This is a genomic window from Streptomyces sp. NPDC002054, assembly GCF_040296685.1.
Classification (GTDB): Bacteria; Actinomycetota; Actinomycetes; order Streptomycetales; family Streptomycetaceae; genus Streptomyces.
Genome location: NZ_JBEOXT010000002.1, coordinates 77,061 through 90,818 on the forward strand (window position 1 = coordinate 77,061; position 13,758 = coordinate 90,818).

The 13,758-nt window shown below is 72.6% G+C and carries 11 protein-coding genes; 1 reads left to right on the plus strand and 10 read right to left on the minus strand.

The window, feature by feature from the left end; all coding sequences use genetic code 11:
- Position 1: 1 nt before the first annotated feature.
- From ABT123_RS02065 to ABT123_RS02110, 10 genes are all read right to left on the minus strand, one after another.
- The gene (locus ABT123_RS02065) at positions 2–1,978 is read right to left on the minus strand and encodes a putative baseplate assembly protein (RefSeq protein ID WP_351308379.1); all 1,977 of its coding nucleotides are present in this window, start codon (positions 1,976–1,978) and stop codon (positions 2–4) included.
- Positions 1,978–2,412 (minus strand): GPW/gp25 family protein, encoded by a 435-nt coding sequence (locus ABT123_RS02070; protein WP_351308382.1) that lies wholly within the window; start codon positions 2,410–2,412, stop codon positions 1,978–1,980. Before ABT123_RS02070 ends, ABT123_RS02065 begins: the two co-directional genes overlap by 1 nt.
- Before the next feature lie 67 nt (positions 2,413–2,479).
- On the minus strand, positions 2,480–4,390 hold the full coding sequence (locus tag ABT123_RS02075; RefSeq protein ID WP_351308385.1) for a VgrG-related protein: 1,911 nt from the start codon (positions 4,388–4,390) through the stop codon (positions 2,480–2,482).
- Positions 4,390–5,148 (minus strand): CIS tube protein, encoded by a 759-nt coding sequence (locus ABT123_RS02080; protein ID WP_351308388.1) that lies wholly within the window; start codon positions 5,146–5,148, stop codon positions 4,390–4,392. The genes ABT123_RS02075 and ABT123_RS02080 overlap by 1 nt, the downstream gene beginning before the upstream one ends.
- A gap of 16 nt (positions 5,149–5,164) precedes the next feature.
- Positions 5,165–5,590, minus strand: coding sequence for a phage tail protein (locus ABT123_RS02085; RefSeq protein ID WP_351308391.1), 426 nt, complete (start codon positions 5,588–5,590; stop codon positions 5,165–5,167).
- Between the two features lie 35 nt (positions 5,591–5,625).
- Positions 5,626–6,102: an extensin gene (locus tag ABT123_RS02090; RefSeq protein WP_351308394.1), complete on the minus strand. Its 477-nt coding sequence runs from the start codon at positions 6,100–6,102 to the stop codon at positions 5,626–5,628.
- Positions 6,103–9,274: 3,172 nt separating this feature from the next.
- Positions 9,275–9,433: a DUF6760 family protein gene (locus ABT123_RS02095; RefSeq protein ID WP_351308397.1), complete on the minus strand. Its 159-nt coding sequence runs from the start codon at positions 9,431–9,433 to the stop codon at positions 9,275–9,277.
- Positions 9,430–9,915 (minus strand): hypothetical protein, encoded by a 486-nt coding sequence (locus ABT123_RS02100; protein WP_351308399.1) that lies wholly within the window; start codon positions 9,913–9,915, stop codon positions 9,430–9,432. Before ABT123_RS02100 ends, ABT123_RS02095 begins: the two co-directional genes overlap by 4 nt.
- Complete coding sequence (locus ABT123_RS02105) at positions 9,915–10,358, minus strand: phage tail protein (RefSeq protein WP_351308402.1); 444 nt, start codon at positions 10,356–10,358, stop codon at positions 9,915–9,917. Before ABT123_RS02105 ends, ABT123_RS02100 begins: the two co-directional genes overlap by 1 nt.
- A gap of 78 nt (positions 10,359–10,436) precedes the next feature.
- Entirely contained in the window at positions 10,437–12,053 is a 1,617-nt protein-coding gene (locus ABT123_RS02110) for a phage tail sheath subtilisin-like domain-containing protein (protein WP_351308405.1), read from the minus strand.
- 208 nt (positions 12,054–12,261) lie between these two features.
- On the opposite strand from ABT123_RS02110, the gene ABT123_RS02115 reads away from it, so the two are divergent.
- On the plus strand, positions 12,262–13,722 hold the full coding sequence (locus tag ABT123_RS02115; protein WP_351308408.1) for an RICIN domain-containing protein: 1,461 nt from the start codon (positions 12,262–12,264) through the stop codon (positions 13,720–13,722).
- Positions 13,723–13,758 lie beyond the last annotated feature (36 nt).

Sequence of the window (13,758 nt, forward strand, 5' to 3'; positions counted from 1 at the left end):
CTCATGCGTCGTCTCCGATCACACGCACCCGGTGGTCGAAGGAGAACACCAGCGCCGGCGCTTCGAGATCGATACGGTCCGTGGCCTCGCCGCGTTTGCCGGTCAGCGGGTCCGCCGGATGCAGCCGGACCTCGTCGACCAGTTCCACGCCGGCCACGCGCTGCAGCACCGCGAAGATCTCGCCCGCCTGGACCCGGCGGCCGAACGGCCAGCCGGTGCCGTCGGCGCCGCCGGTCAGCGGGTCGAGGTGGCGGTAGAGGGCGTCGTGCGCCTGCCGCCGCACCCGGTCGGTGTCCACGCCGCGGAAGGCGTGCACGGTGGCGACGACGGTGACGCCCTGGTAGAACGGCGGACCCACCGCCAGCCGCGTCCCGATGAGCCGCCGGTCGTCGAGATGGCGGGTGATGCGCCGCAACAGGGCGTCGCCGGGGACCAGTTGCTCGAAGCGCAGCCGCCCACCGGGGTCCGGTACCGCCTGCGGGACCACCAGCACCCGTACCGCGTACGCCCCGTACTCGCTCTCCTCGCCCTCCAGGCAGGCGATCCGGGCCGTCTCGGGCGCGGCACGGCGCGCCAGTTCCTCGTAGTCGCGCAGGGTCACGGCACGCTCCTGGGCCCGCAGGGTGATCGGCGCCCGCGCCTTCGCCTCCGCCACCGTCTCGCCGTCGACCCCGCCGCGCGCCGCCTCCCGGTTGACGACCTCGGAGACGTACGGGACGGAGTTGCGCAGCACCTGCACCGCGCCGCGGGCCACGTTCCCGGCCCGGCCGCCGCCGATGCGGTAGCGGCGGGCCCGGATGACCGCGCCCTGCGGAGGTACCGCCCCGTACTGCCGCAGGGTGCCGTCCGGTTCCCGTACCGCCGGGCCGAAGGCGATCTCCCCGGTCGTGGCGTCGAGCGTGAGGTGCCGGTCGCCCGGGCCGGAGGCGGCGAAATGGGGCACCACGTCCCAGTTCCGCCAGCCGCCGTCGCCCTCACCGTCACCGCCGTCGGCGGTCTGCAGCAGCACCGGCGGGTCGTCGCCCACCACGGGCGCATGGGCCAGACTCAGCCGTTGGCCGGGCAGGCCGGTGGACTCGCCGAGGGGCTCGTCGTACACGGTCTCGGCGTGCACGACGCCGGTGGTGCCGCCGATCGTGAACGCCTCGGCGGACCGCACGGTCGGCGACGTGGTGTAGAAGGGCTGGCCGGGCAGGGGTTCGGTGACCCGGCAGCGCAGCCAGCCGGCCTGCCGCCCGCCGGTGCGGGACAGCACATGCCCGCCGGGGACGTGCAGCACGGCCTCGCCCGGCCGGTTGAGGCCGCCGGTGCCGTCCCGGTCGACCTCGCAGGGAGCCCAGCCGTCCTCGGTCCACGCCTCCCACACCAGCGGCGGCTGCCGCGGATCCACCCCGACGCCGTCGACCCGGCTGTCCAGACCCAGCGCCACCGCGCAGTGCGGCACGGCGGCGCTCAGCCCGAGCAGCATGCAGTCGCCGGGCCGCGGGGCCTCGGCGAAGCACATCACGTCCTTGGCCGCGGTGAGGTCGGCGGTCAGGTCGGCGACGGTTTCGCCCTGGCGCTGCACCATGAGATGGCACAACTCGCTGGGCACTACGGTCAGTTCGTGCTCGGTGGCGAAGACGACCGCCTCCTCGCCCTCCGTCCGCGCGGTGGCGACCTCGGTACCGACGGGCAGCAGCACCGGCTCCTCCTGAGGTGCGGAAAGCCAGAACGTGACATCGGTCCGGGCGGCCGACGGCGGGAACAGCGTGATGCCGACCAGGTCGAGGAAGGCCAGATGGTTCTTCTCCGGTACCCGGTTCAGCCGGTAGACGATCTGGTCGGCCATGTGCGCGACCGTCTCCACGAGGGTGACACCCGGGTCGGAGACATTGTGGTCGGTCCACTCGGGGGCGCGCTGCTGGATGTAGCGCTTGGCGTCGTCGACGAACTGCTGGAAGCGGCGGTCGTCGAGGTTCGGGGAGGGCAGGGCCATCAGCGTTCGCTTTCCGGAGGGGTGTCGCCGTCGCCGGGCTCGTCGTGGGACGGGATGACGTAGAACGGGAAGACCAGGCTGCGCGGGTTGTTGGTGCCGCGGATCGCATAGCGGACGTCGATGAAGAGCACACCCTGGTCCGCGCCGGCGGTGACCTCGACGTCGGTCACCTCGATCCGGGGCTCCCAGCGGTCGAGACTGGCGTACACCTCGTGCTGGATGCGGCCCGCGGTGGCCTCGTTGACCGGCGCGAACACCAGGTCGTGGATGGCGCAGCCGAATTCGGGCCGCATCGGCCGCTCCCCCGGCGCGGTGGCCAGCACCAGGTGGATGGCCTCCTCGATCTCCCGCTCCCCGCTGACCAGGGCGATGCCTCCGGTCGGGCCGATGCGCAGGGGGAACGCCCAGCCGGACCCGACGAACTGCTCGGCCATCAGCAGACCACCCGCCTTCTCCTGTCGAACTGCGAGAACTTCAAGGACCTTGAGGACTTCCCGGCCGTCACGGGATCGGATACGGCTTGTTGTTGACAAGCACCACGCCCTGCAGCAGGAGCGAGGCGGCCCGGATGCCCACGTTCGCCGCAGCGTTGACCTGGACGGTCCCGGCCGAGCTGATCGTCGCCGCGCCCGCCGCCTTCAAGCTGAGGGCCCCCAGCGCGTCCACATTGACCGCCCCGCCCAGCGACCTGAGGTTGACCAGGCCGCGGCCCTGGACGGTGAGGGGTCCGCCGCTCTTGATGGTCAGGGCCCGGCGCGCGCTCAGCGTGAGGTCCAGGCCCGCCTCCACCGACACCGACATGCCGCCCGTGATGGTGACGGACCCCTTGCTGTCCACCGTGATCTCGGTCCTGGTGCGGTCGAGGTTGATGGTGAGCCGGTCGTCCCCGGTGGCGATGCGCACGCCTTGCCTGCGGGCCCCGGTCGTCTGGCTGAGCAGGTCCACCCGGTTGCCGTCCCGGTCGGACAGCGTGTGCCGGATCGCCTTCTTCCGCAGCCCGTCGTGCAGCGGCACGTCCCTGACCGGGGTCGGGTTGTCCCGGCCGTTGTAGAGGCCGCCGATGACGAACGGATGGTCCAGGGCCCCGCGGTCGAAGGCCACCAGCACCTCGTCGCCGACGTCCAGCGGGAAGATCCCGCCTCCTGCCTTGCCGCCCATCTGTACGGTACGGGTCCAGTCGCTGACGTACGCATCGTCCAGCCACGGGAACCGCAGCTTCACCCGGCCCTGCTTCAGCGGGTCCTGTACGTCGGTGACCAGGGCGTTGGCCACGCCGGGCAGCCTCGGCGCGGCTGCTGCTGCGCCGCCGGCACCGGAGGCGAGGCCGTAGAGGGAGCGCCACTGCCGGCCGCTGACGGTCACCCAGGTCTGGTAGTGGCTGTCGTCGCCGAAGACGTGCCGTACGGAGGTGACCGTGTACTTGCCCTCGAACGGGGTGCCCACGTCCCTGAGCGTGACCGGCACACCGGGGCGCAGCTTCGGATTGCCGCGCACCGTGACCTCCAGCTCGGCGAAGGAGGAGGTGATGTCGTCGGCGAGCGAGTCGGCGGCGTGTTTGACCTCGGACTGGCGGTCGTACGGAGTCTCGGTCTCCACCAGTTTCCCGGCCTTGAAAGCCGAGGCGGCGGCCCCCGGGGTGGTGCCGATGGCGACGGCCGGCGTGCTGGTCGCGGTCGAGATCGCGGTGAGCGCCTTCTTCGTGGCGACGTCCCAGCCGCGGGACTCGACCTTGCCGATCTGGTCCGCGGAGCTGACGGCGGCGCGGCAGCGCAGTACGTCCTGGCCGGCGTGCAGGACGAACGGGCTCTTCTCGCCGTCGGTGCTGGTCGGCGGCGCGCCGGATGCCGGGGCCGGCCGGACGAACTGGAACTTTCCCTTGGAGTCGAGGGACATCACCATCGCGTTCTCGTCGGCGAGCCGGGAGAGGAAGTCCCAGTCGGTGACGTTCGACTGGCTGATGAACTCGTAGACGGTCTTGGTGGCCTGGACCCTGCCGATCGGTATGCCGCTCTGCCCGGCCAGCTTGCGGGCGATGTCGGCGGCGGTCTGGTTGCGGTACGCGGCGACCCTGCGCTGCCGCATCAGCCGGTGGCCCAGGTCGTAGCCGCGGATCACGGTGAACGTGCCGGTGCCGTCGTAGTCGGTCTCCATGCCGGTCACCTCGCCGGTGAGCAGCGGCGAGGACGCGCCCTTGCTGGCCGCGACGGGCGCCACGACCACCTTGGTGCCGAACTTCACCTTCAGCTCGCCGAGCAGCAGACCGTGCGGGTCGCGGAAGGTGAGCCGGAACGCGCCGGGCCCCCCGGCCCCCAGGTCCACCCAGGCGCCGACGAGATCGTCGGCGATGTGGTCCGGGAGTTTGCCGCCGCCGATCGAGACGTGGACGACGTTGGAGAAGGACGCCTGCACCATCAGTGACCACCCACTTCCTCGGCTGCCGGAAGCACCACTTCCGTGCCGGTCCGCAGCCGGGACGGGTCGTCGATGCCGTTGGCCCCGGCGATCGCCCGCCAGACGTTCGGGTCGCCGTACTCCCGCCATGCCAGCGACTGCAGCGTGTCGCCCGCGACGACGCGGTGCACGCGCTGCGCGGTGAGCGCGCCGGAGGTCGGGTTCTGTCCCTTGGTCTTGCCGGGGATCTCGTGCAGCCGCACCTGACAGGTGACCCGGATCGGCACGCCCGTCATGCTGAACAGCGAGTAGGTGGCGTCCACGGAGGAGACGTACGCCGTGAAGCGCGCCGTCGAGAAGGACCCCCACTGGAAGACCACCCAGGGGGTGGAGGGCTGCTTGGCGGCGATGCTCTTCGCGGTCACCTCGCAGCAGGAGAAGAGGGCCTCCACTTTCTTCAGCACCGAGTTGCCGCCCGGCTCGTCGGAGGAGTCCAGGAAGATCTCCACCGTCATCTCCCTGGGCTCGGGCCCCATGAACTCCGGGACGGCGCCGTCGCGCACCGCGGCGGTCGGGGTGGTCTTCCACTGCGCACGCCGGCTGAGCGCGAGCTGGGACGGGTTGAACTCGAAGGTGAAGTTTTTGATCAGACCGCCCGGGGTGGTGCTCTGGCCGATCGGCGGCTCGTGAATGGCCAACGAGGCGCGCACCAGACTCTTGCCGGCGCCGCCCTTGCCACCGCCGGCAACGCCGCCGCCTCTTCCTCCCTTGCCTGCCATGTGCTGGGCCGTCCCCTCAGTCCGTGAACCCGTGGTGCGTGATCTCCAGAACCTCCGTCGCCACGCCCGGGTTGGCGGGGTCGAGGGAGGGCCCCTGCCAGCTGACCGGGAGCACGTCGATCAGCCCCCAGCGGGCCACCTCGGAGCCGTCCGCGCGCAGCGCGGCGATCTGGGCGGTGGGCCGGGTGACGCCCGTCGTCACGGAGGAGATCCAGGCCGCGACCTTGGCGGTGTCCGGGGTCAGGGGCCGGGTCAGCCGAATGGTGGAGAAGGTCACCCGGGACGGGAGCTGCCAGACGAACCCGTTGTTGCCGCCCTCGTGGCGGTGTTCGATCTCCACCGTGGAGGAGAGTCCCTCACACCCGTTGAAGTAGCCGAGGCTTTCGCCGTCGATGGTGAGGGTGAAGAAGACGGTGGAGCCCGGGTCGAGATCGCTGGGCATGGGTGGGCCTTTCGGTGGTACCGGGGTGGGCGGGGTCAGTGGCGCGGGTCGCGGAGCTTCCCGACCCGCTCCCGGTCGAGCCGGAGTTCGGTACGGAGCTGCCGTGTGATCCGGCTGATGAGCCGGTGCGCGAGCTCGTCGAGCTGGAACTCGGTCAGGGAACGGGGATTGAACGCACCGTCGGGGACCGGGGTGTGCGTGGGTGCCTCGTGCGCCTTGTGCGTTTCGGGTGTCCTGCGTGTCGTGGGGACGGGGGCTGGGGCGGGGGCGCGCTGGATGGACGTACGAGGGACAGGCGGCAGGGGCGGCGTCGCCGGGAACCGCTGCACCGGCAGGGCGGCTGCGATGGGCAGCGGGGAGCGCTGCACGGAGGCGGGTACGTCGCCGCTGGTGCCGGGCGACCGCGGCGGGGTGACCCCGCCCCCCGGCGACGGCTCCGGGCCGGCGAGCCGTCGTACGGGCGGCACGGTGCCGCCGGGACCGGCTGGTACCGCAGGGGTTCCGGCGGTCATCCGCTGGACGGCAGGAGTGGCATGACGCAGTGGTACGGCCACCGGCGCCTGCGGATGCCGAGTGGGAAGGGGCGCGGCCAGGGGTACGGGGGCTCCGACCCTGTTCGCACCGGCACTCCGCGTCCGGTCGTCCGAACCCGGTGCGCCCGGAACAACGGCGGCACGCTGAACGGCCCGGCCCTGCTGGGGCAGCGGCCTTGGCGTCGGGGCCGGTGTCCCGGCACCGCCGCCACCGCTCCGCGCGCCGGCCTCTGACGTCGGCTTCGACGTCCTCACCGCGCCGGTGAGCGGCCTGGCGCCTATGGGCGTCGCCGACAGGGGCGCGCCCAGCAACGGCCGCCTGCGCGCGGCCGGGGTAGCGGACACCGGCGTGCCCTTGTCCTGCTGCCGCTGCACAGGGGACACGCCGGCAGACCGGACAGGAGGCGATGCGGGCGCGGCCGGAGCCAAAGCCGGAACGGCGGATACCGGTGTGCCGAGCCCCGCTCGCGGTGGCCTGGCGGCAACACTCCGCTGTACGGGTGCCGCCGCACCGGACGGCTCCCGACCTGGGCCGGCCTCCACCGGCCCGACCGGTCCCTGCCGCCGCACCCGGTCGGCAGCACTCCGCTGAACCGAAACCGCCGCACCGGACGATGACGCGTTCCGGGACGGGGAAACGCCCCCGCCCGAAACCGGACGCCCACTCGACCCGGAGACCGGCACTGCGGGCAGGACCGGCTTCGACCGCACCCCATCGGCGGCACTCCGCTGAACGGGAGCCGCCGGGCGCGGGGCGCGAGACGGCTCTTCAGCCGGACCGGACACCGGAACCACGGGCCCGACCGGGGTCGGGCGCACCCTATCGGCAGCACTCCGCTGCACGAAGGCCGCCGCACCGGCCGACTCCCGGCCCGGCCCGGCCTCCACCGGCACGACCGGCCCCTGCCGCCGCGCTTCGGCGGCAGCACTCCGCCGGACGGGGCTCGCCGCACCGGCCGATGACGCGCTCCGGGACGGGGACACGCCCCCGGCCGAAGCCGGACGCCCACTCGACCCGGAGGCCGGCACTGCGGGCACGACCGGGGTCGGCTGCGACCGGCCGGCAACACTCCGCTGAACAGGAGCCGCCAGACCGGCCGATGGCGTGCTCGGGGACGCGGACAAACCGGCAGCCGAAGCCGAGCGCAGACCTCCAAACGGCTCTCCACCCGGGCCGGAGACCGGGGCTACGGGCAGGACCGGCTTCGACCGCACCCCATCGGCAGCACTCCGCTGAACAGGGGCGGCCGGGCGCGGGGCGCGAGACGGCTCTTCAGCCGGACCGGACACCGGAACCACGGGCCCGACCGGGGTCGGGCGCACGCCATCGGCAGCCCTCTGCTGCACGGAAGCCGCCGCACCGGACGGCTCCCGGCCCGGGCCGGCCTCCACCGGCACGACCGGTCCCTTCCGCCGCGCCCGGTCGGCAGCACCCCGCTGAACAGGAGCCGCCCCACCGGCCGATGACGCGTTCTGGGACGGGGACACGCCGCCAGCCGGAGCCGGACGCCCGCCCGACCCGAAGGCCGAGGCTGCGGGCGCGGCCGGGTTCGGCTGCGACCGGTCGGCAACGCTCCGCTGAACAGGAGCCGCCTGACCGGCCGATGACGTACTCGGGAACCCAGGCACGCCGGCAGCCGAGGCCGGACCGGGCGCCGGGACCACGGGCCCGACCGGGTCCGGGCGCACCCCATCGGCAGCACTCCGCTGCACCGGGGCCGCCGCACCGGACGACTCCCGGCCCGGGCCAGCCTCCACCGCCCCGACCACTCCCAGCTGCCGCGCCCGATCGGCAGCACTACCGGCCGATGACGTGCTCCGGGACGGGGACACGCCCCCGGCCGAAGCCGGACGCCCACTCGACCCGGAGGCCGGCACTGCGGGCACGACCGGGGTCGGCTGCGACCGGTCGGCAACGCTCCGCTGAACAGGAGCCGCCAGACCGGCCGATGACGTACTCGGGAACCCAGGCACGCCGGCAGCCGGACCGGGCGCCGGGACCACGGGCCCGACCGGGTCCGGGCGCACCCCATCGGCGACACTCCGCTGCACCGGGGCCGCCGCACCAGACGGCTCCCGGCCCGGGCCGGCCTCCACCGGAACGACCGGTCCCAGCCGCCGCGCCCGGTCGGCAGCACTACCGGCCGATGACGTGCTCCGGGACGGGGACACGCCCCCGGCCGAAGCCGGACGCCCACTCGACCCGGAGGCCGGCACTGCGGGCACGACCGGATTCAGCCGCACCCGGTCGGCAACGCTCCGCTGAACAGGAGCCGCCAGACCGGCCGATCGCGTGCTCGGGGACGCGGATGCGCCGGGAGCCGGAGCCGAGCGCGGTGCCGTGCGCCGTGCTTCGGCAGCAGCACTTCGCTGGATGGGGCTCGCCGCACCGGTCGGTGACGTGTTCCGGGACGGGGAGACGCCGGCAGCCGGTGCCGGGCCCGGTGCCGAAGAACCCGGGCTGCTGGAAACCGGAGACGGAGTCGGCACCGGCGGGGCGCCGGCAGGCGCGCGGTTCCGGTGGCCCGGCTCCGGAGAACCCGGGCCACCGGAAACCGGGGCCGGGTCGGGGGAACCCGGGCCCGCGGGAGCGGCGGTGGCGGCCACCGCTCCGCTCGAAGCCACCCGTCGCGCCACCGGCAGGGCCCGCCGCTGCACCTCGGGCGCGCGGTGGGACCTGGTCAGTGTGGTCGGATGGGCGGGCGATGGCCGGACCGGGGTCACCGCGACGCCCGCCGGAAGGGCCGCCCGCTGCATCGGCAGGGCGTCGTCGGCCGTCTCGCCGTACGGCACGACGGGCAGGGTGCGTGACGGCAGTTCAAGTCCGGAGCCGGGCTCCGCCGACGCGGTGAGCACCCCCTTGACCAGGCCGCCCGGCGCACCGTCCAGCACGGCATGGGACAGGGTCCCGCGGAAGGAAGGGTCCTGCCATGTGGTCAGGCGACCACCGAACCCCGCGTCCGCGACCGGCCCGGCCACACCGGAAGCGGTCATGCGCTGAATCGGCGGCAGCGCTGACCACCCGGCCGGCCGGACCACACCAGCACCCGGACCAGGACCCGGCCCGGCAACCGGCTCCACCACAGCCGCCCGCTGCTGCCCCCGGCGCCCCGTCAAACCACCCATCAGCCGGTCAAGGAGACCCACGCCGTCACCCCTCCGCCGCGGCACGGACGACGAATCCGGCGATCTGTTCCGTGTACCGGCGACGGTCACGGTGTTCGAGATCCAGGATCTCCTCCAGGCTCCAGTGGAAGTGGTAGGCGATGTACGCGATCTCCTCGTGCAGGCGGTCGGTCGCGTACGTCACGATTCCCCCAGGCGGCTCCCGCCGAGTTCGACCTCGAACGGCTGGTCGCAGTGCGGGCAGGTGACTCCCGCCCGGGTGTGCCCCTCGGCGTTGACCTGCCGGTAGAAGTCCTGCAGGAAGGCGAGGTCGGAGGCGAACATGTTCTCCACCACCCCGTCGTGCACCGCCGGCAGCGTGCCCAGGCGGGTGATCACCCGGCCGAGGAGCACCACCGACAGGTAGGCCGGGTTCTCCTGCACCCGCATGTCCCGCAGCGGGATCAGCTCGTCCCGGGCGGTCGCGAGCCGCATGGTTCCGTCCCGGTGCACGGCTCCGGCTTCGTCGACGTATCCGCGCGGCAGTGTGAAGGCGAATTCCGTCCGAAGCCGCTCGGCAGCCGGGGAGGCAGCCTCGGCGGCAGTCGGCGCCTCAGCCGGAGCACCGGCCTCCACCGAGGCCGAGGCCTCGGCCACCGCCCCCGCCCGGAGAGCCGTGCGCCGCATTATTCGACGACCAGTTCTTCGAACGTGATGGTCACGGTCTCGGTGAGCGCCGCCGCCTCGCCGGCCTTCACCGTGCTGGTGTCGATCTTGCTGCACCAGGCATTGCGCAGGTTGTACCGCTTGACCGGGTTGTCCTGATAGTCCATCACCATGATGGTGGCGTTCTTACGGGCCGTGGCCATGTTGCCGTTGACCGACTCGTTGATCCACTGGTTGAAGGCAGCCGACTGCGTCATACCGCGGACGACGGTGCACGTGCCGGCCTTCTTCACGCCCGGCAGCTTCTTCGTCACCGCCTTGCCCTGCGCGGAGACCTGCTGGTACTCGATGACGTCCTGTTCGAGGCTGAGGCCGCTGACCTCCGCGAGGTACTCGACCATCACGCCGTCGATCTGGAGCCCGAAATTGTGTGAGGTGAGGGCGTCACCCGGCTGGAGACTCATCTGTGCTCTGCCTTCCGAAAGGTCTTGACTGCGTACGGGGAAGAAGGGACAAGGGACTCAGGGGCCCCGGGCCCGGGACTACTCCTCCAGCTCCCCGCTGCCACTGGAGAACTGGGCCAGCCGGAAGATCACGAACTCGGCGGGCTTGACCGGCGCGATGCCGATCTCGCAGACGACCCGCCCCAGGTCGACCGACTCCGGCGGGTTGGTCTCCTCGTTGCACTTGACGTAGTACGCCTCTTCGGGCCGGCCACCGAAGAGCGCGCCGTTGCGCCACTCGTTGACCAGGAACGCAGAGACATTGCGCCGGATCCGGGCCCACAGCGCGTGGTCGTTCGGCTCGAACACCACCCACTGGGTGCCGATCAGGATCGACTCCTCCAGGTAGTTGAAGTAGCGGCGCACGTTCAGGTAGCGCCAGGCCGGGTCGGAGGACAGGGTGCGGGCGCCCCAGACGCGGATGCCGCGGCCCGGGAAGGCGCGGATGCAGTTGACGCCGACGGGGTTGAGCAGGTCCTGCTCGCCGCGGGTGATCTGGATCTCCAGGTCCACCGCGCCGCGTACGACCTCGTTGGCGGGTGCCTTGTGGACGCCGCGCTCGGAGTCGTTGCGGGCCCAGATGCCGGCGATGTGACCGCTCGGCGGGATCATCCGGGACTGGCCGGTGACCGGGTCGAACGCCTTGATCCAGGGGTAGTACAGGGCCGCGTACTTGGAGTCGTAGCCCGCGGTCTCCTGCCGCCAGACGCGGATCTGGCGGGCGTTCAGGCCGGGCGGCGGGTCGATGACGGCAACGCGGTCGCCCATCAGCTCGCAGTGCGCGATCAGCCCGAGCTGCACCGCCTTGACCTGCTCCAGGTCGATCGCGCCACGCTGGTAGGCAGCCATCAGGTCGGGCACCGCGACCATGGAGACCTCGTCGACCGCCTCCAGACCGCCGAAGCCGGTCCGGTCGGCGGAGTCGCCGAGGTACTCGGCGGGGCCGGGGTGGGAGATGTCCGCCCCGGACGGGACCGCCGACCCGGACGGCACGGGGGCCGCGGCCGGGGCAGGGGCCGGGGCCGCCAGCGCCACCGTCTGGTTCTCGGGTCGCGCCAGCTGTCCGGCGGGAGCCGCCTCCTGCACGGTGATGAGCTTGGAGTGTTCCTTGACCTGCGTGACGACGTAGTTGCGCCCGCCCTTCCTGGCGGTCACGTCGAAGGTCTCGGCGACCTTGTCGCCGTCCTTGACGATCAGCTTGAACCGCTCGGCGGGGCCGTCGCCCTCCGGGTCGGCGACCTCGACGGTCAGCGAGCCGGGTGCCGCGGCCGTCACCGTGAAGGTGCCGAGCTGCTGCGGCTCACCGGGCGGCAGTGCGGCGGGGGCCGTGGCGGGGGCCACGGAGCCCTTCACCGCCGCGGGGGCGACGGAATCGCCGGACGCGCCCCCGGGGGTGCCGCCGACCCGGACGACATAGGCGGCCGTACCGCCGTTGTTGAAGAAGCCGTAGACGCTGTGCGCCAGGTAGTACCCGTCGGTGAAGTCACCGAAGGACGCGACGTACTGGGTCCAGTTGGTCACCAGAGTCGGCTCGTTCAACGGGCCGGCCGGCGCCAGACCCACGAAGGCCGCCACCGAGGTTCCCACCCCCTCGATGGGGCGGGAGCCGCTGGCCACCTCTTCGACATATACGCCCGGCGACAGGTAGGACGGCATGCTCTGCTCTCCTCGGGGTACGAGACGTGATGCCGTCCAGCCTCGACCGCGAGCCGGTCCGCCGACACGTCCTCCGGTACCTGTTCGAGGGCAGCACGGTTGCCCGTAGGGGCAGTGCGTCGAGCCCGGATGCCCGGTGCCCGTTCGGGCAGGGAAGGCTGCCCCGGGGCCTCTGACCGGCGTCCGGGCACCGTCGTAGCGTCGTGGCGTGAGCCTATGGACCTCCTTGGAACCCCCCTCCGCAACCGTGGACCCGGGCGCCAGTACCACCGTTCGGCTGCGGTTGCGCAACACCGGTGATGTCGTCGACGAGTACCGCTTCGAGGCGGTCGGTGACATCGCACCGTGGACCACCGTGGAACCGGCCACGCTCCGGCTGTATCCGGGGACCACGGGGACGGTGGAGCTGACGTTCGCGCCGCCGCGCACCCCCGACGCGACGGCCGGCCCAAACCCGTACGCCGTACGCATCACGCCGACCGAGCACCCCGAGGCGGTCACCGTCCCCGAGGGAAATCTCACCATCACGCCCTTCAGCGAGATACGCACGGAGCTGGTGCCGCCCACCGTCAAGGGCCGCTTCCGCGGACGCCCCAGGCTCGCCGTCGACAACATCGGCAACACCACGCTCACGGCGTCCATCAGCGGCAGCGACAACGGCGACGAGCTGTCGTACGACATCCATCCGGGCAACGTCCAGATCGAGCCGGGCCGCGCCGCGTTCGTGAAGGCGACGCTCAAGCCACGGCAGATCATCTGGTTCGGCTCGAAGCAGCAGCGGCCGTACACGCTGACCGTGCAGCGGTCGGGGGTGGCCCCGCTGGAGGTCGACGGCCGGTATGTCCAGCGCGGATTCCTGCCCGGCTGGCTCGCCACCTTCCTCGGCGTTCTCCTGGTACTCGCCATCACGTTCCTGATGCTCTGGCTCGCCTACCGGCCCCAAGTCCGCAGCGCCGCCGTGGAGCAGCTCCAGGAGGCCGGCGCGAGCGCGCTTCCGCCCTCGCCCGGTCCCAGCCTGGCTCCGCCGCCGATCGCCCCCGCCGAACCCTCCCCAGCCCCGGCCGGCGAACCGGCCGCGTCCAAGGCCCCGAACGGCTCCGGAGGCGGCGGAGGAGGGGGTGGCGGCGGCGGGGCTCCGAAGCCGACGGCCGAGAAGCAGCCCGAGCCGCGGTCCCTGAACAACATTCTGATCAGGCTCAGGGAGGCCAAGGCCTGCGCCGATGTCCCGGGCATCGCCCCGCCCGCCCGGGGCGCCGAGGTCAACGCCGGCACCTGCAACCCGAGCACCGCCGACAACCAGCGCTGGAACCTGGAGCTGGTCAGCCCGAAGGCGGGCCCCGGGGGCACGGCCCTGTTCCTGATCCGCGCGGTCAGGGGCGGACTCTGCATGGACCTGCCGGGGTTGGGCGCCAAGCCCACCCACAGCCCGATCTCCGCGTACGGCTGCAACAGCAAGACCGACAACCAGCTCTGGTGGCTGCAGAAGCAGGACGCCGACACCTACTGGATCCGCAGCGCCTCCAGCAACAGCACCTGCCTGGACAAGGCGGGCCGGGACCACGCACCGAACCGGCTGGTGGTCCACGACTGCGTCCCCGGCGAGACCCAGAGGTGGCAGCTCGTCAACCCCACCGATCCGGACTGGCAGGTGGTCCACCCGCTGGGCTGACGACAGCAGACGACAGCAGATCCGCCGCGGGCCCCG